This window comes from Flavobacterium ichthyis (assembly GCF_009915155.1).
GTDB classification, from domain to species: domain Bacteria; phylum Bacteroidota; class Bacteroidia; order Flavobacteriales; family Flavobacteriaceae; genus Flavobacterium; species Flavobacterium ichthyis.
In genome coordinates, this window is sequence record NZ_JAABLM010000014.1 from 19457 (window position 1) to 46145 (window position 26689).

General features: G+C 33.3%; 24 protein-coding genes and 1 tRNA gene. 11 read left to right on the forward strand and 14 right to left on the reverse strand.

Annotation, left to right across the window (positions count from 1 at the left end):
- Positions 1–53 precede the first annotated feature (53 nt).
- The 5 genes from GV828_RS11120 to GV828_RS11140 all read right to left on the reverse strand — a co-directional run bounded on the left by GV828_RS11120 (position 54) and on the right by GV828_RS11140 (position 7236).
- Positions 54–896, reverse strand: a complete 843-nt coding sequence (locus tag GV828_RS11120) for a class I SAM-dependent methyltransferase (protein ID WP_166537574.1) — start codon at positions 894–896, stop codon at positions 54–56.
- Positions 897–1364, reverse strand: coding sequence for a hypothetical protein (locus tag GV828_RS11125; RefSeq protein ID WP_208103187.1), 468 nt, complete (start codon positions 1362–1364; stop codon positions 897–899). It lies immediately after the preceding gene.
- Between the two features lie 50 nt (positions 1365–1414).
- Positions 1415–3286: a tRNA uridine-5-carboxymethylaminomethyl(34) synthesis enzyme MnmG gene (mnmG, locus tag GV828_RS11130; RefSeq protein WP_166537576.1), complete on the reverse strand. Its 1872-nt coding sequence runs from the start codon at positions 3284–3286 to the stop codon at positions 1415–1417.
- A gap of 211 nt (positions 3287–3497) precedes the next feature.
- Positions 3498–3917, reverse strand: a complete 420-nt coding sequence (ybeY, locus tag GV828_RS11135) for an rRNA maturation RNase YbeY (protein ID WP_166537577.1) — start codon at positions 3915–3917, stop codon at positions 3498–3500.
- Positions 3910–7236, reverse strand: a complete 3327-nt coding sequence (locus tag GV828_RS11140; RefSeq protein ID WP_166537578.1) for a DUF4175 family protein — start codon at positions 7234–7236, stop codon at positions 3910–3912. The genes ybeY and GV828_RS11140 overlap by 8 nt, the downstream gene beginning before the upstream one ends.
- A gap of 274 nt (positions 7237–7510) precedes the next feature.
- Between GV828_RS11140 and gltX the strand changes: the two genes are divergently transcribed.
- The 4 genes from gltX to GV828_RS11160 all read left to right on the forward strand — a co-directional run bounded on the left by gltX (position 7511) and on the right by GV828_RS11160 (position 11264).
- Complete coding sequence (gene gltX, locus GV828_RS11145; RefSeq protein ID WP_166537579.1) at positions 7511–9025, forward strand: glutamate--tRNA ligase; 1515 nt, start codon at positions 7511–7513, stop codon at positions 9023–9025.
- Positions 9026–9111: 86 nt separating this feature from the next.
- Positions 9112–10113, forward strand: a complete 1002-nt coding sequence (locus GV828_RS11150) for an SPFH domain-containing protein (protein ID WP_235935457.1) — start codon at positions 9112–9114, stop codon at positions 10111–10113.
- Between the two features lie 126 nt (positions 10114–10239).
- Complete coding sequence (locus GV828_RS11155; protein ID WP_166537580.1) at positions 10240–10428, forward strand: hypothetical protein; 189 nt, start codon at positions 10240–10242, stop codon at positions 10426–10428.
- A 44-nt stretch (positions 10429–10472) separates the two neighbouring features.
- Positions 10473–11264, forward strand: coding sequence for a hypothetical protein (locus GV828_RS11160; protein ID WP_166537581.1), 792 nt, complete (start codon positions 10473–10475; stop codon positions 11262–11264).
- A gap of 46 nt (positions 11265–11310) precedes the next feature.
- Here GV828_RS11160 and GV828_RS11165 read toward each other — a convergent pair whose 3' ends face one another.
- The 4 genes from GV828_RS11165 to GV828_RS11180 form a co-directional block, all read right to left on the reverse strand.
- The gene (locus GV828_RS11165; RefSeq protein ID WP_166537582.1) at positions 11311–11556 is read right to left on the reverse strand and encodes a DUF6327 family protein; all 246 of its coding nucleotides are present in this window, start codon (positions 11554–11556) and stop codon (positions 11311–11313) included.
- Between the two features lie 4 nt (positions 11557–11560).
- Entirely contained in the window at positions 11561–11914 is a 354-nt protein-coding gene (locus GV828_RS11170) for a competence protein (RefSeq protein ID WP_166537583.1), read from the reverse strand.
- Between the two features lie 14 nt (positions 11915–11928).
- On the reverse strand, positions 11929–12252 hold the full coding sequence (locus GV828_RS11175; RefSeq protein ID WP_166537584.1) for a YtxH domain-containing protein: 324 nt from the start codon (positions 12250–12252) through the stop codon (positions 11929–11931).
- A 443-nt stretch (positions 12253–12695) separates the two neighbouring features.
- The gene (locus tag GV828_RS11180; RefSeq protein ID WP_166537585.1) at positions 12696–14789 is read right to left on the reverse strand and encodes a glutamine--tRNA ligase/YqeY domain fusion protein; all 2094 of its coding nucleotides are present in this window, start codon (positions 14787–14789) and stop codon (positions 12696–12698) included.
- Positions 14790–14896: 107 nt separating this feature from the next.
- Here GV828_RS11180 and folB point away from each other — a divergent pair, with 107 nt between their 5' ends.
- On the forward strand, positions 14897–15256 hold the full coding sequence (folB, locus tag GV828_RS11185) for a dihydroneopterin aldolase (RefSeq protein WP_166537586.1): 360 nt from the start codon (positions 14897–14899) through the stop codon (positions 15254–15256).
- Positions 15257–15766: 510 nt separating this feature from the next.
- Here folB and GV828_RS11190 read toward each other — a convergent pair.
- From GV828_RS11190 to rnr, 4 genes are all read right to left on the reverse strand, one after another.
- Positions 15767–15837: transfer RNA gene (locus GV828_RS11190), tRNA-Cys, on the reverse strand.
- A 63-nt stretch (positions 15838–15900) separates the two neighbouring features.
- Positions 15901–16584, reverse strand: coding sequence for a LysE family translocator (locus tag GV828_RS11195; RefSeq protein ID WP_166537587.1), 684 nt, complete (start codon positions 16582–16584; stop codon positions 15901–15903).
- A gap of 105 nt (positions 16585–16689) precedes the next feature.
- A complete protein-coding gene (locus GV828_RS11200) occupies positions 16690–17367 on the reverse strand; it encodes a head GIN domain-containing protein (RefSeq protein WP_166537588.1) in 678 nt (225 codons plus the stop codon).
- Positions 17368–17385: 18 nt separating this feature from the next.
- Positions 17386–19575, reverse strand: a complete 2190-nt coding sequence (gene rnr, locus GV828_RS11205) for a ribonuclease R (RefSeq protein ID WP_166537589.1) — start codon at positions 19573–19575, stop codon at positions 17386–17388.
- 145 nt (positions 19576–19720) lie between these two features.
- Here rnr and GV828_RS11210 point away from each other — a divergent pair, with 145 nt between their 5' ends.
- Both GV828_RS11210 and rpiB read left to right on the forward strand, forming a co-directional pair.
- Entirely contained in the window at positions 19721–19963 is a 243-nt protein-coding gene (locus tag GV828_RS11210) for a putative signal transducing protein (RefSeq protein WP_166537590.1), read from the forward strand.
- A 632-nt stretch (positions 19964–20595) separates the two neighbouring features.
- Positions 20596–21027 carry a ribose 5-phosphate isomerase B gene (gene rpiB, locus GV828_RS11215; RefSeq protein ID WP_166537591.1) on the forward strand — a complete coding sequence of 144 codons (432 nt, stop codon included), beginning with the start codon at positions 20596–20598 and terminating at the stop codon, positions 21025–21027.
- A 56-nt stretch (positions 21028–21083) separates the two neighbouring features.
- Here the strand turns inward: rpiB and GV828_RS11220 are convergent, their stop codons facing one another.
- The gene (locus GV828_RS11220) at positions 21084–21419 is read right to left on the reverse strand and encodes a DUF1294 domain-containing protein (RefSeq protein WP_166537592.1); all 336 of its coding nucleotides are present in this window, start codon (positions 21417–21419) and stop codon (positions 21084–21086) included.
- Positions 21420–21476: 57 nt separating this feature from the next.
- On the opposite strand from GV828_RS11220, the gene GV828_RS11225 reads away from it, so the two are divergent.
- From GV828_RS11225 to GV828_RS11240, 4 genes are read left to right on the forward strand one after another with little or no spacing between them, the layout of a single operon-like run.
- Positions 21477–23609 carry a Tex family protein gene (locus GV828_RS11225; protein WP_166537593.1) on the forward strand — a complete coding sequence of 711 codons (2133 nt, stop codon included), beginning with the start codon at positions 21477–21479 and terminating at the stop codon, positions 23607–23609.
- A 33-nt stretch (positions 23610–23642) separates the two neighbouring features.
- A complete protein-coding gene (locus GV828_RS11230) occupies positions 23643–24587 on the forward strand; it encodes an ABC-three component system protein (protein ID WP_166537594.1) in 945 nt (314 codons plus the stop codon).
- On the forward strand, positions 24584–24826 hold the full coding sequence (locus tag GV828_RS11235) for an ABC-three component system middle component 8 (RefSeq protein WP_166537595.1): 243 nt from the start codon (positions 24584–24586) through the stop codon (positions 24824–24826). The genes GV828_RS11230 and GV828_RS11235 overlap by 4 nt, the downstream gene beginning before the upstream one ends.
- Entirely contained in the window at positions 24813–26624 is a 1812-nt protein-coding gene (locus GV828_RS11240) for a DUF2326 domain-containing protein (RefSeq protein ID WP_166537596.1), read from the forward strand. The genes GV828_RS11235 and GV828_RS11240 overlap by 14 nt, the downstream gene beginning before the upstream one ends.
- Positions 26625–26689: the final 65 nt, after the last annotated feature.

Below are 26689 nucleotides of genomic sequence, written 5' to 3' on the forward strand. Positions count from 1 at the left end.
TCGAAAAGAAATGGTTTTACCTGATTGAGCTCGTTTAAATTGAAAATTGGGCTTTATTTTACGTTTTTGTTGTTTTTGATGACATAAATTAGCGAGGAGTATTCAAAAGTGCGACTCGCCATTCGGTTTGATTTTAATCCGATGTGAAATGCTTTAAGAAAATTCATTTTCCCGGTTTTGTATTTTTCGGAAAGTAAACTCACATAAAATGCATCAAATTTCATAGGTAAAATATCCGTGACTTTCATTTCATGCTGAGCAAATATTTGTTTGATTGCCGTTTTTGAAAAATGCCAAAGGTGTCTTGGCACATCATAGGCTGCCCAAAATTCTTTGTAATACTGTGCATCATAAGAATTAAAATTGGGAACTGCTACAATTAGCACACCTTCTGGTTTTAATAATCTTTTGAGTTCTTCAATTTGCAAATTGTAATCTGGAACATGTTCTAAAACATGCCACATGGTAATCACATCAAAAGAATTTTCTTCTAAGTTCTTAGTTTCGGAGAAAATTTCTAAACCTTTTTGAATGGCGATATTGCGGGCTTTTTCATTAGGTTCTACCCCGATGGTTTGCCAGTCGTTATTTTTTGCAGCTAATAAAAAATCACCCGTTCCGGCACCCAAATCGAGCAAAATTCCTTTGTCACTTTCAGCATTTATAAGGGAAATTTTTTCGTTTAAAGCGATATTTTTTACAAAATGATACATTTTTTCAAATAAGGAACGCTTATTATCCGTATGAGAAATATAATCGTCACTTTCGTAATATTTAGGTAAATCTGAAGCGTTTGGAACTGGAATCGTCTGCAATACATCTAACTCTGGATGAAGTACCAAATGAAATGTTTCTTTGGAAACGGAATGGTCGATAACTTTTAAAAAATCTTTCATTTAAAAATTTAAGTATTCGTCTTTTAAATTCTTTAGATATTGGGTGGAAATTTGATAGTATAATGAATTAGGATTTAAGGCATCTTCGTTTTGATCGCTAACCAATGAAACTGCTAAAAATACTGACTGATTTCCTACAACATTTGCGATTGTTTCTTTATTTATGGCAGCAAAATTATTATAACCAAAGTATTTTTCAAATTCATTATGTTCGTAAATAATGAGTTTAAAGCGGGTTTCGTTAATAGTTATCCAAATTTCATTTGCAAGAAAGTTATTCAAATTATATTTTACCGCTACAAATTGCTGAAAGGGTACATTTCGCAAGTTATTTTCGAATATAAATGCATTAAGTGGTTTAGTTCCCAAAATTTCTTTACCATTTTCAGCGATATAATAATCATCAATCTGATATCCGATTTTGCCAATACTACAAGAAGTACATAAAAAAAATATCGTAAAAATCATTGGCAATACCGATGAATAAAGGGATTTATATTTTCGTTCCACGTGAAACATTATCTTCCCATATGAATTAATAGTACAGAAATATCGCTTGGTGAAACACCGCTAATTCTGGAAGCTTGTGATAAAGTAACGGGTCGGATTTTTTTAAATTTTTCTCTGGCTTCAAATGAAAGCGACTTTATTTTATCATAATCGAAATTTTCTGGGATTCGAACCTCTTCCAGACGGGTTAATTTATTGGCATTATTTTTTTCTTTTTCAATATATCCCGAGTATTTTACTTGAATTTCAGCTTGTTCTAAAATTTCTTCGTCTAAATCTCTTTCTGAGACATAGTTTGCCACTTTTTCGAACTTTAGAATATCCACTAAATTGATTTGTGGACGAGAAAATATTTTAAACATCTTGTCAGGTTGAGAAATCTTTGCAGATCCATTTGCTTCGAGAATAGGATTCGTTTCATCAACAGTTACAGATGTTTCTTTGAAGAAATCAACCAAATCGCTCGATTGCTTTTGTTTTATTTCCATTTGACGCAAACGATCGTCGCTAGCCAAGCCAATTTCATGGGCTTTTGGCGTTAATCGGAAATCGGCGTTATCTTGTCGTAAAAGGGTTCTATATTCCGCTCGTGACGTAAACATTCTGTAAGGTTCTTCGGTTCCTTTTGTGATTAGATCGTCGATTAAAACGCCAATATAAGCTTCGTCACGTTTTAAAATTAATGGTTCTTTTTCATGTACTTTTAAGTGTGCATTGATTCCCGCCATTAAACCTTGAGAAGCGGCTTCTTCATAACCTGTTGTACCATTGATTTGCCCAGCGAAATACAGGTTTTCTACCAATTTAGTTTCTAAGGTATGTTTCAATTGTGTTGGTGGAAAATAATCATATTCGATGGCGTAACCTGGACGGAAAAATTTCACGTTTTCGAACCCTTCAACGGAACGTAACGCTTTAAACTGAACTTCCTCTGGCAAGGAAGTAGAAAATCCGTTGACATAAACCTCAACCGTGTTCCAACCTTCCGGTTCAACAAATAATTGATGACGTTCTTTATCAGCAAAGCGATTGATTTTATCTTCAATAGACGGACAATATCTTGGTCCTAAACTTTGAATTCTGCCATTAAACATTGGTGAACGATCAAAACCTTCGCGTAAAACCTCGTGGACTAATGGTGATGTATAAGTCATGTGACATGCTTTTTGAACAGCCAAAGGTTTTGTAATGTTAGAATAAGAAAATTTTCCCGGTTTTTCGTCGCCTGGTTGTTCTGTCATTTTTGCGTAATTTAACGAACGGCCGTCAACACGCGGCGGTGTTCCGGTTTTCATTCTTCCGGCAGTAAATCCAGCGCGAACTAAATCTTCTGTGATGCCGTAAGCGGCTCCTTCTCCTGCTCTACCTCCACCAAATTGTTTTTCGCCAATATGGATTAATCCATTCAAAAAAGTTCCATTAGTTAATACCACCGATTTGGCTTTAATTTCCACTCCTAACGAAGTGACGATTCCGGTAACTTTATGGTTTTCGATCAATAGACCGCAAACCATTTCTTGGTAAAAATCGAGGTTTGGGGTTTGCTCCAACATCAAACGCCACTCTTCGGCGAAACGCATTCTGTCGCTTTGGACTCTTGGCGACCACATAGCAGGACCTTTAGATTTGTTGAGCATTTTGAACTGTATAGCAGTTTTATCTGACACAATTCCAGAGTAACCTCCTAGCGCATCAATTTCGCGTACGATTTGCCCTTTGGCGATTCCTCCCATTGCAGGATTACATGACATTTGCGCAATGTTTTGCAAACTCATGGTAACCAACAAAGTTTTGGAACCGAGATTTGCGGCAGCAGCCGCGGCTTCTGAACCTGCGTGTCCGGCACCAACTACTATTACATCATATTTATCTTGAAACATTTTTCTCTTGTTAATTATATTTGTTCCACGTGGAACAGTGTGTGTTTTTTATCCTAAAGATTACTGAAATGCAACCCTGTTTTTCTCATAGCCCCGATTGGAGAAAATATCCTTTTTTAAAGTGAAGCGATAGCGAAGGCTAAAAAAGATATTTCGGAAAGCGGGAATTACGATGGCAAACAAAAACCAAGCCATTCGCTCTAAAAAATAATTATTGTTCCACGTGGAACATTTTTATTTTTTCGTCTTCTTTTTGGCGCATCAAAATCTCTTGTTCGGGCGACTTGTCTTTGTAACCGCAATAGTGTAAAACACCGTGAATGATGACGCGACGGAGTTCTTCATCGAACGATACCTCGAAATCTTGGGCATTGTCAGCAACGCGTTCTACCGAAATGTAAATATCACCGTGGATCTCGTTTCCTACGGAATAGTCGAAACTGATGATGTCGGTTAGCGTATCGTGATTGAGATACTCCAGATTGATTTGGTGTAGATAATCGTCATTGCAAAAAATATAATTTATCTCGCCTTCGGTTTTATTTTCTGAGGCAATGACACGCGAAATCCAGTTGGTAAAATCGGCTTTATTTGCGATTTCAAAATCGGTTTCGTAGTTAAAGCTAATCATTGTTTTTAAAATATTCTTGAACCTTTTGGTTGTAATTTGGCCGCAAAGGTAGTGATTGCCTGTTTAATATTTCAATACTATTTAAATATTGGCGTAAAGCGAGTGGAATTTCACCGGGTTGCGAACCGTAATCTTTTTTATTGGTTTGGGATTGGCGTTTGGTGTCTTCACCCTGTTGCTGAATGGCTTTTTCGAGCTTGAGCAGTTCGTGTTTGAGGTTAAGCATTTTTTGCAGGGTTTGGTTTGTAAAACCTTTGTTAAGTAAATCTTTTTCGATTTGTTTCATTTGGTTCAAAGTATTTTGACCACTGTTTCCCATTCCATTTTTCTCCAATTCATTTTGGAGTGCTTCGCGGAGGCGTTGCTGTTCTTTATATATTTCTAGGATTTTTTCAGCGTTTCCTTCACCATCATTTCCTTGTGTACCGTTTTTGCCGGACTTGCCATCTTTGCCTTTTCCGGGTTGTTCGCCTTCTTTACCTTCTCCTTCATTTTTTCCATCTTCTCCATCACCTTCTTCCATACCCTCTTTCATTTTTTCACCAAGTCCTTGTTGTTTTTGGATAATGTCTGGCAATTGCATGCCTTCACCTTGCCCAGGTTTTGGCTTGCCCATTCCCATTCCTGACATTTGCATTTGCATATTATTTAAAGCGTTGCTTAAAAAATCAGCTAATTTATTTGCGGAAGAAACCGCGTATTGCTGGTGCGAAACTCCTTTAGAAATTTGGGCTTCTACAAGCGTTTCAAGAGCTTTATCAATGCTGTAATGTACATTTCCAATTTCCTTTGTTACCTCTTCGGCAATTTTTGGATTACGAAGCGACATGGCAAATAAACTATCGTCCACATGCTTGAATTGTTGCTTTAAATCTTGTTGAACTTTTAAGTGTTTATTAAACGAAAGCGAACCACGTTTTTGAGTTTTAAATTCTTTCATAACATCTTCTTGAGCAAAAGAGTAAGCCAGTAAATTATCGAGGATTTGACGCAACATTTTCACGTCTTCTTCCAGTTGTTCCTTTTCGCCTCCCATCATCATGTCTTTCATATTGCCACTCATTTGTTTCATTTTTTGAGCCGCACTCTTTTGCTTTGGTTTCGCTTTAGGTTTGTTGTCTTTTTTGAGTTCATCAGAAGCGTTTTGCATATCTTGCTCAATACTTTGCTCTGTTTTTTCATCTTCAGGAAGTTCCATTGGCTTCTTTAAATCCTGGTTTTCTTTTTGTAAATCTTTTAATTCCTTTTGAATTTGGTCAAACTCTTTTTGGATTTGGTCTTGTTTTTCGGCAGAATTTTGCTGGTCGTTTTGCGATAACTTCTCCTGTTTCTCAGCAAGCTTTTCTAATTTTTCCGCCAATTGTTCCGCTTTTTTCTGAACGTAAAAACGCTTGGTCAACTCCACCAGTTGTTCCAGATTTTTGGCTTGGTTTTTTCCGGCTTGTTTAAATTTATCCATTTTATCAAACAATTCTTCCTCTTTCAGTTTCTCTGACAACTTTTTGAGTTCGTCTAAAAGTTTTTCGTTTTTCTCAGCCTCCTTTTCAGCGTTTTCTAAACGTTTTTGAAGTTCTTCTTTTTGTGGGTCTTTTTCGTCAGCTTTAAATTTTTCCAAATTGTTTTCGAGCTTTTTAGAAAATTCTTTCATCATTTGCTCTTGTTGTTTCTGGCGTTGGATAAAATCATTTATTTTTTGCAAATCTTTGTGTTCGAGCGATTGCGTTTCTTTTCCTAACTTTTGCAACTTCTCTAACTCAGATAATTGTTTGTCTTGGTCTTTGATGGATTTTTCAAGTGAATTGATATTGTCATTTTGCTGTTCCAAATTCTGTTGTTGTTTTTCTTCTACCGTACTAATTCTATCAGAAAACACTGATGATTTTGTAGATTTGAATTGGTGCAATACATCATTATCAAAAATTTCAAAATAATAATCATAAGAAACTCCTTCGGTTAATTGTAAATTTCCTGGGAAACGAAACACAAATTGATCGAAGTTGGCATTTTTAACTTGAAGATTGGCGCGTTTTGCCTGTTTTTCCTGACCTTTAGGATAATAAACAACTTGTAATTTACTTAAACCATAATCGTCCGAAACTTGCCCGACAATTACGTTTTGTTCCAACTTTAAACTATCTGGAGCGTGATTAGCGGAAATTGTTGGGAATTGATCTTTAACAGTTGTGATTTGATAGTTTAGTTTTTCGTGGTGTTTGATGTTTTTATTTGAGGTAAGAATCTGATAATCTGTATTTTGATTGATTTTTTTTGAAATTTGAAAAGTCGCCTCTTTTTGACCAAAAGTCGAAAAGTGCGTACCATCAGACCATTCCACTTTATTGGTGGCCAAAGCCGAAACCTGCCAAATGACATTTGTACCTTCCGGAACGACAGCATTTCCTGAACCTTCAACTGTTTCTGATTTTCTTTGCAAATAGGAAGGAAATTGTAAAATCATTTTGAGATTAGAAATTGTAGGAACTGCCACCACATTCAATTGGTAATTTTGCGAAGTAATTTGATTGGCTTCTATGTGGAAATTTTTGCTTTCAGTTATTTGCGAAAATTTATATTCGAAAATTCCAGGTTCAATCATTTCCATAAAATAACTTTCGCCATCGAGATAAATCATCGCATTTTCTGGAACGACTTTTCCCACGGTTTTTATTTTCAAAATAAAATCATTGCCTTGTTGAGTTTGCAAAGATTTATTTTCCACCATAAAAACAAATGGAGCCGGAGGCGTGTAACGCTCGTTATAGTTGACAACACGCGTGAAACTTTGGGTAATCACATCGCTATTTCCGGAAATCAAGAAAAATAAAATCAATAAAACCGGAATGGCAGCCCAAGGCAAATATTTTACATTTCCTTTAAAATTAATGGCATTGCCAAATGGAATGGGGTTGAGATTTTTTGCTTTTTGTTCGATTGAAGCCAATAATAATTCTGAATTAGATTTTTGTTCCGAATTGGCTAATTGCAGAAAATTCTTCAGCTTGTCATCAACTTCCGGAAAATGGTTTCCGATGATTTGCGAAGCGTCATTATAATCGATTCCTTTCTGTAATTTGAATAATTTAAAAATTGGAAACAAAATAAATCGGAATAATAACAAGACTTCTACTCCAACGAAAAGCCAGAATAAAATGGTTCTACCAGTGGGTTTCAGCCACAAAAAATATTCCACAAAAAGCGTAAAGAGTAAGTACAGCAATCCTAAGCCCACAAAAAATATTAATCCTTTGAGGAGTTCATTGGTATAAAACTTTTTGATGAAAGCTTCTAATTTGTCGTATATCAGCGATTTATTTTCCAAAATTCTATATCGTTAGTTTATAACCGATAAATGTAGTGATTTATGATTTATGATTTATGATTTATGATTTATGATTTATGATTTATGATTTTAGATTTTAGATTTTAGATTTTAGATTTTAGATTTTAGATTTTTAGATTTTTGGATTTTTGGATTTTTAGATTTTCGTTTGAAAGTTGCTTTCTTAAAACTGTAAACGATAAACCTAATCTCCTAAAAACTCACTACTGCAAACTCCCAACTAAATCTTATCTTTGCAAAAAATTTTAAAAAAATGTCTAAACCTGTTCGTGTTCGTTTTGCGCCAAGTCCAACGGGACCTTTGCATATTGGTGGTGTGAGAACTGCCCTTTTTAATTATCTGTTTGCCAAAAAAAATGGCGGGACTTTTTACCTTCGTGTGGAAGATACTGATCAAAACCGTTTTGTTCCTGGAGCTGAAAAATACATAATGGAATCGCTGGAATGGTTAGGTATTGCTCCTGATGAAACGGTTGGAAAAAACGAAAAATTTGGTCCTTATCGCCAAAGTGAACGAAAGCATTTATACAAAGAATACGCGGATCAATTGATTAAAAGCGGTTGGGCTTATTATGCTTTTGATTCGGCAGAAAAATTAGACGAGCTTAGAAAAATTGACGAAGCTAACGGAAAAACTTTCATCTACAACCACAGTAATCGCGAGCACTTAGACAATTCCTTGACAGTTGATGCAGTTGAAGTAGCGAAAAGAATTTCGGCTGGAGCAGATTATGTCATTCGTTTTAAAACTCCGGTGGGAGAAATTTTGGAACTAAATGACATGATTCGTGGTGATGTAAAATTTGATACAAATTTATTAGACGATAAAGTTTTGTTCAAAAGTGATGGCATGCCAACGTATCATTTGGCGAATATTGTGGACGATCATTTAATGGAAACTTCTCACGTAATTCGTGGCGAAGAATGGTTGCCTTCTCTCCCACTTCACGTTTTATTGTATCGTGCTTTTGGTTGGGAAGCACCAAAATTTGCGCATTTGCCATTAATATTAAAACCGGTTGGAAACGGAAAATTATCGAAACGCGATGGCGACAAATTGGGTTTCCCGGTTTTTCCTCTGGAATGGAAAGATCCAGTTTCTGGTGAAACTTCTTCGGGTTATCGAGAAAAAGGATTTTTACCGGAAGCTGTAATTAACTTTTTAGCGCTTTTGGGTTGGAGTTCCGGAACGGATCAGGAATTATTTACTTTAGACGAATTGGTGAATGTTTTCGATTTGTCACGCGTGAACAAAGCTGGAGCCAAATTTGATCCGGAAAAAAATAAATGGTTCAACCACCAATATTTTCAAAGAGCAGATAATGCTGTTTTAGCCAAAGATTTTTCGCATGAATTATTACAAAAAGGCATCAATAAACCAATTGATTTCGTAACCGAAGTGGTTCGTTTAGTAAAAGAGCGTGCGACATTTGCTTCTGAATTATGGGATTTGTCGGCGTTTTTCTTTGAAGCACCAATTGCTTACGACGAAAAAGCTTCAAAAAATTTCAAGCCAGAAACCGAAGATTTAATGCAGCAATTGACTGTTGTCCTAGAAAATATTTTGGATTTTTCTTCAGAAAATATTGAAAACACGGTAAAATGTTGGATGACTGAAAACGAAATTGGCATGGGGAAAATTATGCAACCGTTGCGATTGAGTTTGGTAGGTTCGTTAAAAGGACCACATTTGTTTGACATTATTGCGATGATTGGGAAAGAGGAAACTATTACGAGAATCAACAAAGCAATTGAAAATTTTAAATAAACCTGAAAGCCTTTCGAAAAAACGAGAGGCTTTTTTATTTGTAAAAAAATAATTATATTTCCTCACAAACATTAAAAACCTTTATCATGGAAAACATTGGCATGTATATTTTTTTATTCTTCGCCTTTTTTATTTTTCTGTCTTCGTTTTTTACAGTGAAGCAGCAAACAGCGGCAATCATCGAAAGATTCGGTAGATTTCAAAGCATTCGGCATTCGGGATTACAACTCAAAATTCCGATTGTAGATAAAATTGCGGGAAAAATCAACCTAAAAATCCAACAGTTAGATGTCATCATCGAAACTAAAACCAAAGAAAATGTTTTCGTGAAAATGAAAGTTTCAGTACAATTTAAAGTGATTCAAGACAAAGTATATGAAGCATTTTACAAACTCGAATATCCTCACGATCAGATTACTTCGTACGTATTTGATGTGGTTCGTGCCGAAGTTCCAAAACTAAAATTAGATGATGTTTTTGAAAGAAAAGACGATATTGCCATTGCCGTAAAACGCGAATTGAACGAAGCTATGACGACTTATGGTTACGATATCATCAATACGTTAATTACCGATATTGATCCGGATATTCAGGTAAAAAACGCTATGAACCGCATCAATGCTGCTGATAGAGAAAAATCGGCTGCAGAATATGAAGCAGAAGCTGGAAGAATTCGTATCGTTGCCAAAGCAAAAGCCGAAGCCGAAAGTAAAAGATTGCAAGGACAAGGTATTGCAGATCAACGAAGAGAAATCGCTCGTGGATTGGTAGAAAGTGTGGACGTTTTGAACAAAGTTGGGATAAATTCTCAAGAAGCTTCTGCCCTGATTGTGGTAACGCAACATTATGATACGTTGCAAGCCATTGGAGCTGATGCCAATTCTAATTTAATTTTATTACCAAATTCTCCACAAGCCGGAAGCGATATGCTGAACAATATGGTGGCATCTTTCACGGCAAGTAACCAAGTTGGTGAAGCCATGAAAAAAGCATCTCGAGAAAATAAAGGAAACGAAAAACGCAATTATCCGAAACCGCCACAATTGCCGGAAAGCGATAATCCAGACGATTACGATTCTACTAAATAAAATTTTGTTATTATTTTTTTTATAATTATATAACAAACATTATCGATATTGTTGTTTAACTAATTAATTTTAAAAAAATGAAAATCAAAAATTTTAAAAGCCGGAGCGATTTTATCTATCGCTACAATGTCGTTAACTCTGATGTCGTTTAGCGATTCAAATTCCAGAAAACCTTTTACAGGTGAAAAAGTTGAAACAATTGATGTAGATTGTGGAAGTGGATGTACATGCACTTACACAATTACGACTCAGTACGTTTTTTGGATTAATGTAGGAAGTACTAGAGAATTGACAAAAACTTCTTGTCCTGAGTAATTAACAAGATAGTGCCAGACGTGGCACTATATTTTTTTTAGAAGATGCAAAAAATTTATAATTATGTAATCGCATTTTTATTTCTCTCCAGTTATGGTCAGGAGAAATGTACGATATTTGTTACAGACTCATCAAAAAATCCCTTAGAAAGCGTATTATTGCTAAACCTTCAAAATCAAAAGTTTGCTTATTCAGATTCAACCGGAAAAGTTTCAATAGAAGCAAGTAATTTAAACGATTCTTTAAAATTATCATTACCTTCTTTTGAAGAAAAGAAATTAACTTTTGAAGATTTACATCTAGCAAATGGGCAAGTTATTTTACAATCAAAACCTATATACTTAGATGAGATTGTAATTGAAAGTAATGAAGATATTTCGTTCGAAATTTCTGGAAAGAAAAAGTACTATTCTTCTTTTATCAGTAACGGTGGTGCTTTAGTTTCTGGTTATTTGCACAAAAAAAAAACAAGCTACAACAAACTTAAATCGGTTACTTTTAAATTTGATAAACCACAGTCTTCGGTCGATTCGAAAATTAGGTTAGTAATTTTGGAACAATCAACTTTAATGCCTATAAAGGAATATAGACTAAGCGAAGAAATTTCGGAAGAAGTAATCCTTGATGTTGATTCTTTCACAGAATTTGAACAAGGTAAAAATTATCTAATAGGATTTGAGCTTGTAGGAAATTCTAAAAACGAAGTAAAAGTTTTATCTTCATCTGTAAAAAATGCCGCTACTTACATTAAGCCAAAACCATTTTCTAAATGGACACCGCTTGAGAAGAATCGACCAACCTTCATTATTAATTACAAATTAACTTTCACCAAATAAAAAGAGGCCAATCGGCCTCTTTTCTTTTTTATCAAAAATCAAGCGTTTAAAGCTTAAAAATCTTTTTAAATAAATAAGTTACTCCCAAATTTTTTATCGGTCCAGAAAGCGCTCCTAAAACATTCACAGCAGTTCCGGGAACAGTTCCTAAGATATTTTTGGCAGTAATACTGTCTTTGGTGTCTTCAAAACTTAATTTCAGTTTTTCGTGCGCTAATTCTTTCTCAACCTTCAAAATTTCCAGGTCGCGATTAATTTCTTCAAATGAGGTGTAAATTTTTTTAACTTCCATGTCATTAAAATTTGTTCAACACTTTTCTCGAAAACTTTTTCATAATCGAACCTTGAAAAAGCTGACTCGAAAATTTTAGCGCCAAAAATCCAAAAATTAAATAAATAACGCCTACAATTAAAAATCCAAGGGCAAAACTATCCATTGCATTCCCAATTGTAAGCGCTAAGGCAATCGAAAAAAACAAGACAGTGAACAAAACTGCAATGGCAAAAAGAGCATATTTTACCGTAGCTTCTAAACCTTTCATGGCAATTTTAAAGCCGAAAAGTTTGTAATACGCCACATTAGCATCAAAAAGTTCTTTTACACGATCTTGCAGTTCATCAGTGTTTTCTCTAATTTTTTCAAAAGCCATAAATCAAGATTTTTTTATTTTTTAGCAGATTCAGCTTGCGCTTTCAAGTCGGTCAACTTTTTTTCCAAAGCTGCAATCACATCTTCTTTTTTGTCTTGAGCATTAGCAACCAATTCATCAAAACCAGTTTCAAGATCTACTTTCGCACGGCTAAATTTATTTTTCACCTGATCTTGTAACGAATTAAATTTATTTTTCAGGTCGTCCTTTTGAGAATCGAAACCATCTTTAATTTTTTTTCTGGTCTTGTCGCCTTTATCTGGCGCAAATAAAACCCCAATTGCTGCTCCAATCGCAGCACCTGCAACAATCCCGATAAGCGTGTTTGATTTAGACATAACTTTTTCTTTTTTTTAGGTTAATAAATTAAAGATACATCAAAATTTAACATTTACGTGTTAATAAGCAGTTAAAGTATTTCTCTGTTGTTTTTAAAGAAACCCAACGGCATTACTTTTTTAAACTTTATTCCTGCTTTCCCCACTATAAACTTCCGAAAAAAAAGGAGAAAAAACAATCTTGGAGGTTTCTTTTAAACTTCAGGCTAATTTTTAGTGCTAAAATTAAATAAACTGCTTTATTTCCACTAAAAATATTCACAACATCCAAACACATCACGAATCAAAATTATCGCTTTAAAAACCATTTATGAAAGCCGATTTTAATCATTTAAACAAATAGAAATTCATTTCACAATAGAAATTTTAAATAATAAAAAAGCTCCCAAAAATTAGGAGCTTCTTATAAGATTTATTGATAGTTTTTACTACCATCCGATTTTTTAAAAATTATTCAACAATTTTAAAACCGCTTCATTTTTTTCTGAAGATTTCATCTCTTTCAATTGGTCTTTAAAATCTGAAAAAAAAACTTCATCTTTTTGTAAATTTTTGATTACCTCCATTCTCACAAAAGGCGATTCGCTTTTTAGTGAAAACGAATATAATTTTTGTAATACTTCGGGTTCAATTTCTGCTGGTTTGAGGTTAGAATATTTCAACAATAAATTGGCAAAGAAAAGTGACGCTTTGTTGTTGTTTACGTTTTTCTTGAAACTATTTTGCAACAAACTATAACTGGTAATTTTAGCCAACTCCTCTCCTATTTTGGTTTCAATCGCATCTCGTTCTGCATCATTATCAACCTTGAAATATTTGTTCAAATCCTTCAAAGAATTGTTTACAATATTTTCTTCTTTTTTGCCTTTTTCCTCCCAAGAATCTTTTAAAGTAACCGTTCTGTTGAAAACCAATTTTTCAGCGGTAGCATCTTTATCAACCGTAAAATATCCTACTCGTTGAAACTGAAATTTATCTTCAACGTTGGCATCTTTCAAACTTGGTTCTACAAATCCTTTGGTGATTTTCAAAGATTCTGGATTTACAAATTCTAAGAAATCTTTTCCTTTGTGTGTATCCGGAGATTCATCGGTAAACAAACGGTCATACAAACGAATTTCGGCTTCAACCGCATGTTTTACAGAAACCCAATGTAAGGTTCCCGCTACTTTTCTTTGACTGGCTTCTGTCCCACTTCCGCTTAAACTTTCTTCATCATAGGTTGCATGAATTTCGGTAATATTTCCGTTGGCATCTTTTACAACACTTTCACCTTTAATGATATAAGCATTTTTAAGGCGAACTTCTTTTCCTAAAGTCAATCGGAAAAATTTTCCCGTAGCTTCTTCCATAAAGTCTTCTTTTTCTATAAAAATTTCTCTCGAAAAAGGTACTTTTCTAAAACCAGCATTTTCATCTTCCGGATTATTTTCGGCGTCAAGCCACTCTTCTTTTCCTTCTGGATAATTGGTAATAACCAACTTTACTGGATCAATAACCGCCATGACTCGTGGCGCAATTTTGTTCAAATCTTCGCGAATGCAAAATTCTAAAACCGAAACATCAATCAAATTATCGCGTTTGGCAATCCCGATGGTTTTGGCAAAATTTCTCAAGGAAGCAGCCGTATAACCACGTCTTCTCAAGCCAGAAATGGTGGACATTCTGGGATCATCCCAACCATTTACATATTTTTCTTTTACCAATTGTTGTAATTTTCTTTTACTCACAACTGTATGCGAAAGATTTCTTCTGGCAAACTCACGTTGTTTCGGTCGGATTTTTTTATCGTCATAAATTTGGTCCAAAAACCAATCATATAATTCTCTATGTGGCAAAAATTCGAGCGTACAAAAAGAGTGCGAAATATTTTCTAAATAATCACTTTCACCATGAGCCCAATCATACATTGGATAAATTTTCCAATCATTTCCGGTTCTGTGGTGATGTTTATGCATGATGCGGTACATGATGGGATCACGCATCAGCATGTTGGTGTGTTTCATGTCAATTTTAGCTCGAAGAATATGTGTTCCTTCCGGAAATTCTCCGTTTTTCATTCTTTCAAACAAATCTAAATTTTCTTCAACCGAGCGATTTCTGTAAGGCGAATCGACTCCTGGAACAGTAGGCGAACCTTTTTGCGTAGCCATTTCTTCAGAAGTTTGACTATCAACATAAGCTTTTCCTTTTTTAATCAATTCTACAGCCCAATCATACAACTGCTGAAAATAATCAGAAGCGTAACATTCGTTTGCCCAATTGTAGCCCAACCATTTTACATCACGTTTTATGGCATCTACAAATTCCTGTTCTTCTTTTTCGGGATTTGTATCGTCAAAACGAAGGTTAACTGGAGCATTATAATCAATTCCCAAACCAAAATTTAACGCTATAGAACTGGCGTGACCAATGTGTAAATATCCATTAGGTTCTGGCGGAAAACGAAAGCGTAATTCTTGTTGAGAAACCCCGTTTTTTAAATCGTCTTCAATGATTTGCTCAATAAAATTCAATGATTTTTCTTCTGATGCCATTATTTTTTTAATTTGGACAAATATAAAAAATGTTTAAAGTTTAAAGTTTAAAGTTGACTAAAAAAGCGACGAACCTTGTAACTTTGAACTTCAAACTTTAGACTGTTATGGGAATAATTAAATTAAAAAATATTCGTACCTACTCTTTTCATGGTTGTTTGGTTGAAGAAAGTAAAATAGGTTCGGACTATTCTGTAGATTTGGAAATCAAAACCGACATGCGAAAATCGATGGAAACCGACCAGCTTTCAGATACTGTGGATTATGTTTTACTCAACAAAATTGTGGTGGAAGAAATGGCTATTCGCTCGCAACTTTTAGAACACGTAGCTCATAGAATTGTAAAAAGAATTTTTGTGGAAATTGCTGCTGTTTCCACAATTATAGTTTCGGTTTCCAAAATAAATCCGCCAATTGGTGGTGATGTTGAAGCAGTTACGGTTACAATTGAGGAGTATAGAAGTTAGACTTAAGATGTAGCATTTAAGACTTCTAAATTTGTTTAATTTCATAATTCAACAAATAAGATTTTAAAAGTACTAATTTTCAAAAATTTCAAGTACTAATTTTCAGCAAATACGAAATCTTCTGAGGTATCGAGCATTTTATTACTCTAAATTTTCTAAAAAATTTTAAAAAAAAACCTTCAGCAAATACGAAATCTTCTGAGGTATCGAGCATTTTCTTACTCTAAATTTTCTAAAAATTTTTTAAAAAAACCTTCAGCAAATACGAAATCTTCTGAGGTATCGAGCATTTTCTTACTCCAAATTTTCGAAAAATTTTACAAAAAAAACTTTCAGCAAATACGAAATCTTCTGAGGTATCGAGCATTTTATTACTCTAAATTTTCTAAAAATTTTTAAAAAAAACCCCTCAGCAAATACGAAATCTTCTGAGGTATCGAGCATTTTCTTACTCTAAATTTTCTAAAAATTTTAAAAAAAAACCTTCAGTACATACTGAAGGTTTCTCTGAGGCATCGAGCGGATTCGAACCGCTGTAGGAGCTTTTGCAGAGCCCAGCCTAGCCACTCGGCCACGACGCCATTTCATTAGGTTGGCAAATTTACAAATTATTTGCAGTAACGCAAGAAAAAAATAATTTTATATTAATTCTTCTTTTCTATTTTCTCTAAAGCCGATTTTACCAGTTTTTGATCGCTTGGAAACCATCCTTGCGACATAATCGACAAGCCGAAAATAACTAATAAAATACTGGTTATTTTTTTGATTTTCAAAATGTTACCAGGTGTCATTTTATTTTTTAATCGCTTGGCTAAAAACATTTTAACCAAATCAACTAATAAATAAGTTCCAATTACTGAACTGAAAAAAACAATTAATCTAGAAGTGTTGAGATTTAATTGCGGTCCGAAAGTAATGATAACTAAAAGCCAAAAACCGAGTACGCCAACGTTAATAAAATTCAATAAAAATCCTTTTACAAAAAGACTGGCGTAATTTTTTTTAATCATTTCAACTTCGGAATCGATGACTTGTTTTTTCGATTCCTTTCGGAGTTTTAAAAAAGAAATAACTCCGTATGTAACCATAATCAATCCTCCAAAAATAAACAATGCAGGCTCATCTTTTATACTGTTGATTAACCGATAACTACTGAAATAAGCGATGCAAATAAATAAAATATCTGCAATAATGACACCTGCATCAAACATTAATGCGGCTCGAATTCCTTTGACAGCGGCAGTTTCGAGTAAAACAAAAAAAACCGGGCCAATCATAAAGCACAGAAATATACCTAACGGAATCCCGGTTAAAATGTCTTGAAGCATTGAAATACTTGGTTTGGAGTTTTTTAATTGGAATATAAAAATACCCGCTTAAAATTAGATTATTGCAAATATAACGTAAATTTTACAAAGGATTTTGCTTCATTATTATTTTACTATATCAATCGAACCGCCAATTACGTTCTTTTTATTCACCTGGCTTGGGTTCCCATAGATCGTAATATTTCCTCCGGCACGTGTTTTAGCTTCTACTAATTCGCTTGCGTTAACATCGGCTTCACCACCAGCATTTACGGCAACTGTTGTTTGCGTAGTTTGTAAATCTTTGGCACGAACAATTCCTCCAGAACTAATTACCACGTCTTGGTTTGTAGCCGAACCTTCAATGCGTACAATTCCTCCGGAAGTAGCTCTAACGGATAACTTTTTAGTTTCTACAGCAATTTTTATTTCAGATCCTTCTTTGGCATTTACACTAAAAGCAATCGCTTTAAAAGGTTGGTCTGAAGATAAATATGAGCCTTCACTAGCTTCCACATTATCAATATTTCCAGTGTAATATAAAGCGACTTCAATATCTTCACCTTGCAGGAGTTTTCCTAATTTCATTCTCACTTTCAGTTCACCGTTTTTATTGACAATTTCTACATCATCTTTGCGAGAACCAGAAATTTCCATTTTATTTTCGCCAGCTGCAATCATTCGTAAAGAAATCTGATCGAAAACTTTTACTTGTGTAAATTCGCCTAAACTTTTAGTAATTTTATCCTGTGAAATTGCGGATTGTGCCACGATTAAAAATAATCCTAATACTAACTTTTTCATTTCTTTTTCAATTTTAATTTAATCTTCATTTTTGCGTAAAAATGTAAAATCCAATTGTTTTTTAACCAAATCGGCACTTTTTACCTTAACGTAAACTTCATCGCCTAATTGCAATAAATTTTTAGAAACTTCGCCAACCAAAGCATATTGTTTTTCATCAAAAGTATAATAATCGTCTTTAATTTCGCGAATTCTACACATTCCTTCACATTTATTAGAAACAATTTCTACGTAAATTCCCCATTCTGTTACTCCTGAAATTACACCTAAAAATTCTTCATCTTTATGATCTTGCATGTATTTAACTTGCATGTATTTAATGCTGTCACGTTCGGCATTAGTTGCCAAAACTTCCATATTAGAAGAATGGTTGCATTTTTCTTCGTAATCTTCTTCACTAACTGTTTTTCCACCATCAAGATAATGCTGTAACAATCGATGAGCCATAACATCGGGATAACGGCGAATAGGTGAAGTAAAATGTGAATAATAATCGAAAGCCAGGCCGTAATGACCTATATTTTCGGTAGAATATTTTGCCTTACTCATGGAACGTATTGTTAAAGTATCGACCATATTTTGTTCCTTTTTTCCCTGGACTTCTTCTAACAAATTATTCAAAGATTTTGAAATATCTTTTTTGGATTTAAAATTAATTTTATAACCAAATTTTGAGATAACTGTTTGAAGATTAAAGAGTTTTGTTTCATCCGGTTCATCGTGGATTCTATACACAAAAGTCTTTTTAGGTTTTTGCTTTCCGATGAATTCTGCCACTTTTCTATTGGCTAAAAGCATAAATTCTTCAATCAAATGATTGGCATCTTTTGACACTTTGAAATAAACGCCAATTGGTTCTGCGTTTTCATTCAAATTAAATTTTACTTCTACTTTGTCAAACGAAATCGCCCCTTCTTTCATTCTTCTTTTGCGAAGAATTTTAGCTAAATCATCCATTTTAAGCGTTGCATTTTGAATTTCTGCCGGAACTTGATATTCTTTTCCGGTAAGCGAAATTTCCGCCGGAATTACATCACCTTTAGTTTCTATAATGTGTTGTGCTTCTTCGTATGCAAATCTTTGATCTGAATAAATCACGGTTCTGCCAAACCATTGGTTAATGATTTGAGCATTGTCATTTAATTCAAAAATCGCCGAAAACGTATATTTTTCTTCATGCGGACGAAGCGAACAAGCGAAATTTGACAACACTTCTGGTAACATTGGCACTACTCTATCCACTAAATAAACCGAAGTTGCTCGTGAATAAGCTTCATCATCTAAAATAGTTCCTTCCTCAAGATAGTAGGAAACATCGGCAATGTGAACGCCAATTTCGTAATTTCCGTTTTCGAGTTTTTGAAAAGACAAAGCATCGTCAAAATCTTTGGCATCTTTTGGATCTATGGTAAATGTCAAAACATCGCGCATGTCACGACGGTTTTTAATTTCGCTTTCTTGAATGGACGTATCAATTTTTTGTGCAAAGGCTTCTACTTCCGGTGGAAAATCGTACGGTAAACCATATTCGGCTAAAATAGCGTGGATTTCAGTATTGTGTTCGCCAGGTTTTCCTAAAACTTTGATTACGCTACCGAAAGGACTGTCGGCTTTTTTTGGCCAATCTTCAATGTTTACCAAGACCACATCACCGTTTTGGGCTTCGCCAATTTTATCTTTTGGAATAAAAATATCGGTGTACATTTTTGGATTTGCCGTGGTCACAAAAGCAAAATTCTTTTGAATGTCAATCACGCCAACAAACTCCGTTTTATTTCTTTCGATGACTTCAACTACTTCAGCTTCAGGTTTTTTGCCACGTCTTCGGTTGTAAACGTATACTTTTACTTTGTCGCCATCTAAAGCTTTGTTTAAATTATTGGTGGGAATAAAAACATCGTCTTCAAATTCATCCGAAACAAAATAGGCAGTTTTTCGGCTGGTCATGTCAATCGTTCCTTCGTAATAATCTTGGCTCGTGGCGACTACCAAAAATTTACCTCGATCGATTTCAACAATCTTTTTTTGCGAAGCCAAAATTTTTAAATCTCTGATAATATCGTTTCGGCTTTTAGTATCGTCCACTTCCAATTTAGCAGCTATTTGCTTATGGTTGAAGGATTTATTGGCATCTTGCGATAGTATTTTTAAAATTTTTCCGGTAAAATCTTTTTCGTGTTTTGCCGGCTTACGTAACTTCTTACTCATATATCTTTCTAAATTATGCTGAAAATTACAAATTAACATCCACAATTTTCCTAAATGTTAAATTTTTTAAATAAAATATAACGTTATCCTCTATTTTTTAAAATTGAAAATCTCCGTATCTTTATGAAAATCAATCATTCCAAAAATGAAAAATTTTATAACCATAGCGATTTTTAATTATCCGCATGAAATTACTGTTCTACGGCATTGGCTCGAGCAAGAACAAATTAATTTTTTCTTCGAAAACGAGCAGATGACCAATATCACGCCAATGTATTCTTTGGCTTTGGGCGGCATCAAGCTCAAAGTGCATCAAGATGACGTGGCTGCAGCGCAAATTATCCTGGACGAATTTGACAACGGCAACCATCATTTGAAAATCGTTTGACGTTTTTAGCAAAAGGTTTTCAACATTCATTAAAATAATAAAAAAGAAAAAAGAAATTTAAATTTAATTTTTAATGGTTATTATAGCTTGTTGAAAACGGGAATAAATTATTTTGTGAGTTGCTGATTTTCTCGAAAAACTTAGTTTTACAAACTTATTAACAGGGTTAAAAATAGGTAAATATTTAATTTTGAAATGTTTTTCTCAGCTTATTAACAATCGTTAAAAACCATTTTTTAGGAATACTTTTTAATAAATATACTTGTTAATTTGTGTTAATAAAATAGTTTAAACCGCTGATAACTTTTCTAAAAATTCCACAAACTTCTTTTGGTAGTTTAATCTCGGTTTTTGTTTAGGTGATTCTTTTAAAAAACCAAAAAAAAGTTCTCTTTTTCTATCCGAATTTATCAACAATTAATGTTAACTTATAATTAATTCACAATCAATACATTGTAAATATTCATCAACATCATTAATTTTTTAGGATTTTAGGTGCTGAAAATTAAGGTTTTAAGCGATTTTTGTAAAATTATTGTAAACTAAGTCCTTGGTAATGAAACTATTGTTTTTTAAATCCAAAATCAAATGTAAATAATGTATTTTTGTGGTCACACAACTAAATATTTTATATGAAAATTTCCATTGGAAACGACCACGCAGGTCCAGAATACAAAAAGGCAATTGTTGAAATGTTACAAAAAAAAGGTTACGAAGTAAAAAACTACGGAACCGATACAGATGAAAGTGTGGATTATCCCGATTTTGGACATCCGGTTGCCACGGATGTTGAAAACAAAAAAGCTGATTTTGGGATTGTAATTTGCGGAAGTGGTAACGGAATCAACATGACGGTGAATAAACACGGCGGCATCCGTGCCGCACTTTGCTGGACAAAAGAAATTGCAGCTTTAGCAAGACAACATAATGATGCCAATATCATCAGCATTCCAGCGAGATATACTTCTATTAATCAAGCGGTTGAAATGGTAGAAACTTTTTTAAATACTGATTTTGAAGGAGGAAGACATTTAAACCGCGTCAATAAAATTGCTTGTCAGTAAGTAATTTAAAGTTTTTAAACCGCAGATTCACAGATTTTTTAGTGGATTTGCGGTTTTTATTTTCTGGGATTCTTGAAAGCTTTTTGTTCACAAGCCTCAGGATTACAAAAAACTTCACGCAAGTTTGAGCTATAATTTACGCAAGCATATAACACTGAAACCTGCAAAACTACAATCAAAAAAAACTTCAAAAGATAACTTCTTTTCGAAGTTTTATGCCTGAAAATCAGCATCCCAAAACCTGAACCAATCGTTCCGCCAATTAACACCAATCCTAATAATATTTTTTCGGGAATTCTTCTTTTATTGTTTCTGGCAAGCCATTTATCGTAGCCAATTATGCCAAAAGCGATGAAATTTACAGCAATAAATAAATATAATAAAATGTTCATTTGGCGAAGATTTAGCTCCAAAGATATTATTTTAGCAGAAATATTTTTTATACAAAAATGACCCAACTTCAATACATCTCTAAACAAGTTTCCGCACCCGAAAAAAACATTCAAAACACGCTGGATCTTTTGGCGGAAGACAACACTATTCCGTTTATTTCCCGTTACCGAAAAGACAAAACCGGAAATCTTGATGAGGTTGTTATTGAGCAAATTGCCAAACTTTCGAAGCAATTTGATGAAATTATAAAAAGGAAAGAATCGGTGTTGAAAAGTATTGACGAACAAGGAAAATTGTCTCCAGAGTTGGCGCAAAAAATCCAAAAATCATTTGATATTCAGGAGATTGAGGATTTATATCTTCCTTTCAAAAAAAAGAAAAAAACAAAAGCCGATGTGGCACGTGAAAATGGTTTAGAGCCGTTAGCAAAAATCATCATGGCACAAAATAATGATGATTTAGATTTTATCGCTTCAAAATATCTCAACAAAAATATCCTCAATGAAGACGAAGCTTTGCAAGGTGCAAGAGATATTATTGCCGAATGGATCAACGAAAATTTAGTAGTGAGAAAATCGCTTCGGCGTCATTTTCAGCGTTATGCTTTAGCGGAAACGAAAGTAGTCAAAGCAAAAGCCGATGACGAAAATGCTAAGAAATTCCAGCAATATTTCGATTGGAGCGAAAACCTTCAAAAAGCGCCTTCACATCGATTATTAGCCATGCTTCGGGCGGAAAGCGAGGGTTTTGTCAAACTCAATATTTCCGTTGAAAAAGAAGATGCTTTGCAAATTATTGAAGAAATTGTTTTAAAAAATAAAAACGCCGAACAAGTAAAATTAGCAATAAAAGAAAGTTACAAACGCTTGTTAGAACCCGCCATTTCTAACGAGACGTTGCAAGAAGCCAAGCAAAAAGCCGATATCAAAGCGATTGATATTTTTTCGGAAAATTTACGCCAATTGTTGCTTGCTTCGCCTTTGGGAGAAAAAAGAATTTTGGCGATTGATCCCGGGTTCAGAAGCGGTTGCAAAGTGGTTTGCCTTGACGAAAAAGGCGATTTGCTCTACAACGAAACTATTTTTCCGCATGCGCCACAATCCCGAGGTAATTCGGGAGAAACGACGATGGCAATGAAAAAAATCCGGTCGATGGTAAATGCTTATAATATTGAAGCAATATCTATTGGAAATGGAACTGCGTCGCGAGAAACTGAATTTTTCATTAAAAAAATTGCGTTTGACAAGCCTATTCAGGTTTTTGTGGTTTCAGAAGCGGGAGCTTCGGTGTATTCTGCGAGTAAAATTGCACGAGAGGAATTTCCTAATTATGATGTAACCGTTCGTGGTGCGGTTTCTATCGGCAGAAGATTGTCGGATCCGTTAGCAGAATTGGTAAAAATTGACCCGAAATCCATTGGAGTAGGGCAATACCAGCATGATGTGGACCAAACAAAATTAAAAGAAGAGCTTGACAACACAGTGGTAAAATGCGTAAATTCCGTAGGAATTAATTTGAATACGGCAAGTAAATCGTTGTTGAGTTACGTGTCTGGAATTGGTGAAAAAATAGCGGAAAACATTGTGATTTTCAGAAGCGAAAATGGCGCTTTTACCGACAGAAAACAGCTCAAAAAAGTACCTCGTTTGGGTGAAAAAGCATTTCAGCAAGCAGCAGCTTTCGTTAGAATTAAAGACGGAAAAAATCCGCTGGATAATTCAGCCGTTCATCCCGAAGCCTATGCTATTGTTGAAAAAATGGCAAAAGATTTAAAAATTTCTGTGAGCGAACTCATTGGCAATAAAGACAAAATCAGCTTAATTTCTTTAGAAAAATATATTACAGACGAAGTTGGAATTTTGGCTTTAAAAGACATCGTCAAAGAACTCGAAAAACCGGGATTAGATCCCCGAAAAGCCGCCAAAATTTTTGAATTTGACCCAACCGTAAAAAAAATATCCGACCTCAAACCCGGAATGCTTTTGCCCGGAATTGTCAATAGCATCACGGCTTTTGGCTGTTTTGTGGACATCGGAATTAAAGAAAGCGGACTCGTTCACATTTCCCAACTCAAAGCCGGTTTCGTTTCAGATGTGAACGAAGTGGTAAAAATGCACCAGCAAGTTCAGGTGAAAGTTGTTGAGGTGGATGAAGACCGAAAAAGAATTCAGCTGACGATGATTTTGTAAATATTTGTAAGTTTGTAAAAATTCAATATTTCAATGGATTACAGATTAGAATTACTCGATGACGATAAAAAATTTGAAAGTTTGACCAACACCATTTGTCAACAAATATTAGGTACTGGCGTTATTGAATTTTCGGAGGGAAAAGATGGAGGAAGAGATGGAAAGTTTACAGGTAAGGCAAAGAATTTCCCTTCAGACGTTAAATGTTGGGAAGGAAAGTTTATAATACAAGCTAAGTTCACAAGTAATTCACAAGCTTCCTGTTCAGATCGTGAATTTGAGAAACTAGTCAATGATGAAATTCCAAAAATAAAGAAGTTAAAAGATAATGGTGAGATAGATAATTATTTAATTTTCACAAATAGAAAATATACAGGTGTAAAAGGTGAAAGACTTTTATCTAAAATTAAAAAGGATACAGGTGTTGAAAATGTTGAAATAATAGGAAAAGAAACAATAAACAATAGATACATAAATGGTAACAAAACAATAATTAAACTTTTTAAATTAGATAGACATCACATACCATTTGATTTTTCGGATCAAGAAATAAAAGATATTATTTTAGAGTTTAAAAGACAATTGCCAGAAATTGCAATAGATATTAAATCAAAGGTTGAGGTTATAAAATATGATTTTGATAAAATAGAAATTGATAAAAAAAACACTAAGAATTCCCTGAGTAAGGATTATTACGAAAATGAGATCTTGTCTAAATCATTATTAGAATTTAACAACATTCAAAGCTTTTTAGAAGATGATAAAAATTCAGAGTTCAGAGATTATTATTTTGATATTACAACAGAATTAAGCGCTTTGATTACTTTGAGAAGAGATGATTTCGATATGTTTGATCATGTTTTAGTATTTATCTATCAAAAATTAGCTGATGGCAGTATCGATTTAAAAGGAGGGAAAAGACATATATTTACTCTTCTTCATTATATGTATATGAATTGTGAAATTGGACTAAAATGATAAAACCAAATAGACATACAAATCCAGACTATTCCGTAATTAATATAAGTGCTTATATTATAAATTTATTAAAAGCACATAATAGTATTGATTATGATAAGTTATTAAATAAAGTAATTAATCAATTAGGAGAAAAAGCCAAGGAAAATTATCCTTATGCTTTGAATTTTCTATTTTTGTTAAACAAGATTACCTACCAAGAATTAACAGATACCTTTACCTTCAATGAAGTTAAGTAAATTATATAGTAATAAAGAAAATTTTAAAAACATTTTATTCAATTTGAATGGATTAAATGTGATATATGCCGATGTCCAAACCGACTTGAAGGATAAAAAAAATTCTCATGATTTAGGTAAAACTAAAGTTGCAGAACTGATTGATTTTTTATTGCTTAAAAAGATTGATAAAAAAGACTTTCTTTTAAAGATTATTGATGCTGAAAATAAATCAATATTCATTGAGTATATTTTTTATTTAGAAATAGAACTTAACGACGGAAGATTTTTAACAATAAAAAGAGGTATTGAAAATCACACAAAAATTGCGTTTAGCCTTTCTGAAACTAGAGATGAAAAATTCTCTCCGCCTTTTAAATTTGATTATGAAAATATTGCAATAGATAAAGCTAAAGAAGTTTTGGCAGAATTTTTAAATTACGATTTTTTCTTTGATAAAAACTATAATTACAGAAAGGTTTTAAGTTATAGTTTAAGAACACCACCAGACGATTATAAAGACGTATTTCAGCTATCAAAATTTTCGAACGGGAAACATAAATATTGGAAACCATTTGTATTTGATTTATTAGGTTTTGATGGAGATTTGCTTTTAAAAAAATATGAAAATGATGATGAAATAGAAGAATTAAATGGTTTTATAGGAACTTTAAAAAGAGAATATAAAATTGACAAGAAAGATAGAGATTCATTGATTGCAGAAAAAAGATCAATTGAAGAAAATAATAAGGAAATAGAAAGAAAAATAGATTCTTTTAATTTTTATGAGCAAGATAAAAAACTAATCCAAAATGGAATATCAGAAATTGAAAATTCAATAAGTGAATACAATACTTTATCATATAATTTAAATTATGAAATTGATAAATTAAAGAAATCAATACAAAATGATTTTGCTTTTGAAATAAATAAGGTAGATAAAATTTTTAAAGAAACTGGGATATACTTTCCTGACCAGATAAAAAAAGATTATCAAGAGCTACTAGATTTTAATTCCAAGATAACAGTTGAAAGAAATAAATTAATAAAAAAAATTCTTGGAAATAAACAAAAGGAATTAAGTAATATTAATTCTGAATTAATTGAGCTAAACTCAAAAAAAGAAAACCTTTTATCTATTTTACAAGACACGGATACTTTCAAAAAATTTAAGACTTATCAAAAGTCTTTAGCTAAGCAAGAAGAAGAGCTTAACGCTGTTAATTATAAAATCGGTTATATTGACTTGATTTATTCTAAAGAAGATGAAATTGAGACTAAAAAAGGCGAAATAGAAGGCACAATTGAAAGATTAAAGTTTTTAGCTAGACACACTGAACAAAATCTTATATATGATGAGATTAGAAAAAATTTTCATACATATTATAAATATATTATGGACGAAAGTGCTAATATATCATGGCACTTGAATTCAAGTAACAATATTGAATTTCCTCCACCAAAAGTAGTAGATAGTGCTAATAAAAATACAGCTAAAGACGAAGGAACCACTTATAAAAAAATATTGTGTGTAGCTTTTGATTTAGCAATATTAACAAGTTATAACGATAAATCATTTTTTAGATTCATTTATCATGATGATGTGCTTTCGACTCAGGATAATGGAATAAAAATAAGGCTACTAGAATTGATCAATAAGCTTATAACTGAGTTTAATATACAATATATCTTATCTGTTATAAAGTCTGATTTACCTATTGATGAAAATGATGATATTATATATTTTAAAGAAGATGAAATTGTTTTGAAACTCAATGATAAGACTGAAGAAGGAACATTATTCGGATTTGGTTTTTAATTTATTAAAGCACCTAATTTGACGATGATTTTATAAACTTTCAAAATCACCCAACAAAAAAGCCT

Coding starts and splice junctions, on each gene's coding strand:
- GV828_RS11175 (WP_166537584.1), bottom strand. CDS start 12,252: ATGTCTAAATCAAACACGCTTATCGGGATTGTTGCAGGTGCTGCGATT.
- GV828_RS11220 (WP_166537592.1), bottom strand. CDS start 21,419: ATGAACATTTTATTATATTTATTTATTGCTGTAAATTTCATCGCTTTT.
- rnr (WP_166537589.1), bottom strand. CDS start 19,575: ATGAGTAAGAAGTTACGTAAGCCGGCAAAACACGAAAAAGATTTTACC.
- GV828_RS11160 (WP_166537581.1), top strand. CDS start 10,473: ATGCAAAAAATTTATAATTATGTAATCGCATTTTTATTTCTCTCCAGT.
- GV828_RS11210 (WP_166537590.1), top strand. CDS start 19,721: ATGAAAAATTTTATAACCATAGCGATTTTTAATTATCCGCATGAAATT.
- GV828_RS11195 (WP_166537587.1), bottom strand. CDS start 16,584: ATGCTTCAAGACATTTTAACCGGGATTCCGTTAGGTATATTTCTGTGC.
- ybeY (WP_166537577.1), bottom strand. CDS start 3,917: ATGATTAGCTTTAACTACGAAACCGATTTTGAAATCGCAAATAAAGCC.
- rpiB (WP_166537591.1), top strand. CDS start 20,596: ATGAAAATTTCCATTGGAAACGACCACGCAGGTCCAGAATACAAAAAG.
- GV828_RS11230 (WP_166537594.1), top strand. CDS start 23,643: ATGGATTACAGATTAGAATTACTCGATGACGATAAAAAATTTGAAAGT.
- gltX (WP_166537579.1), top strand. CDS start 7,511: ATGTCTAAACCTGTTCGTGTTCGTTTTGCGCCAAGTCCAACGGGACCT.
- GV828_RS11225 (WP_166537593.1), top strand. CDS start 21,477: ATGACCCAACTTCAATACATCTCTAAACAAGTTTCCGCACCCGAAAAA.
- GV828_RS11150 (WP_235935457.1), top strand. CDS start 9,112: ATGGAAAACATTGGCATGTATATTTTTTTATTCTTCGCCTTTTTTATT.
- GV828_RS11170 (WP_166537583.1), bottom strand. CDS start 11,914: ATGGCTTTTGAAAAAATTAGAGAAAACACTGATGAACTGCAAGATCGT.
- GV828_RS11120 (WP_166537574.1), bottom strand. CDS start 896: ATGAAAGATTTTTTAAAAGTTATCGACCATTCCGTTTCCAAAGAAACA.
- GV828_RS11240 (WP_166537596.1), top strand. CDS start 24,813: ATGAAGTTAAGTAAATTATATAGTAATAAAGAAAATTTTAAAAACATT.
- GV828_RS11165 (WP_166537582.1), bottom strand. CDS start 11,556: ATGGAAGTTAAAAAAATTTACACCTCATTTGAAGAAATTAATCGCGAC.
- folB (WP_166537586.1), top strand. CDS start 14,897: ATGGGAATAATTAAATTAAAAAATATTCGTACCTACTCTTTTCATGGT.
- GV828_RS11125 (WP_208103187.1), bottom strand. CDS start 1,364: ATGATTTTTACGATATTTTTTTTATGTACTTCTTGTAGTATTGGCAAA.
- GV828_RS11180 (WP_166537585.1), bottom strand. CDS start 14,789: ATGGCATCAGAAGAAAAATCATTGAATTTTATTGAGCAAATCATTGAA.
- mnmG (WP_166537576.1), bottom strand. CDS start 3,286: ATGTTTCAAGATAAATATGATGTAATAGTAGTTGGTGCCGGACACGCA.
- GV828_RS11200 (WP_166537588.1), bottom strand. CDS start 17,367: ATGAAAAAGTTAGTATTAGGATTATTTTTAATCGTGGCACAATCCGCA.
- GV828_RS11155 (WP_166537580.1), top strand. CDS start 10,240: ATGTCGTTAACTCTGATGTCGTTTAGCGATTCAAATTCCAGAAAACCT.
- GV828_RS11235 (WP_166537595.1), top strand. CDS start 24,584: ATGATAAAACCAAATAGACATACAAATCCAGACTATTCCGTAATTAAT.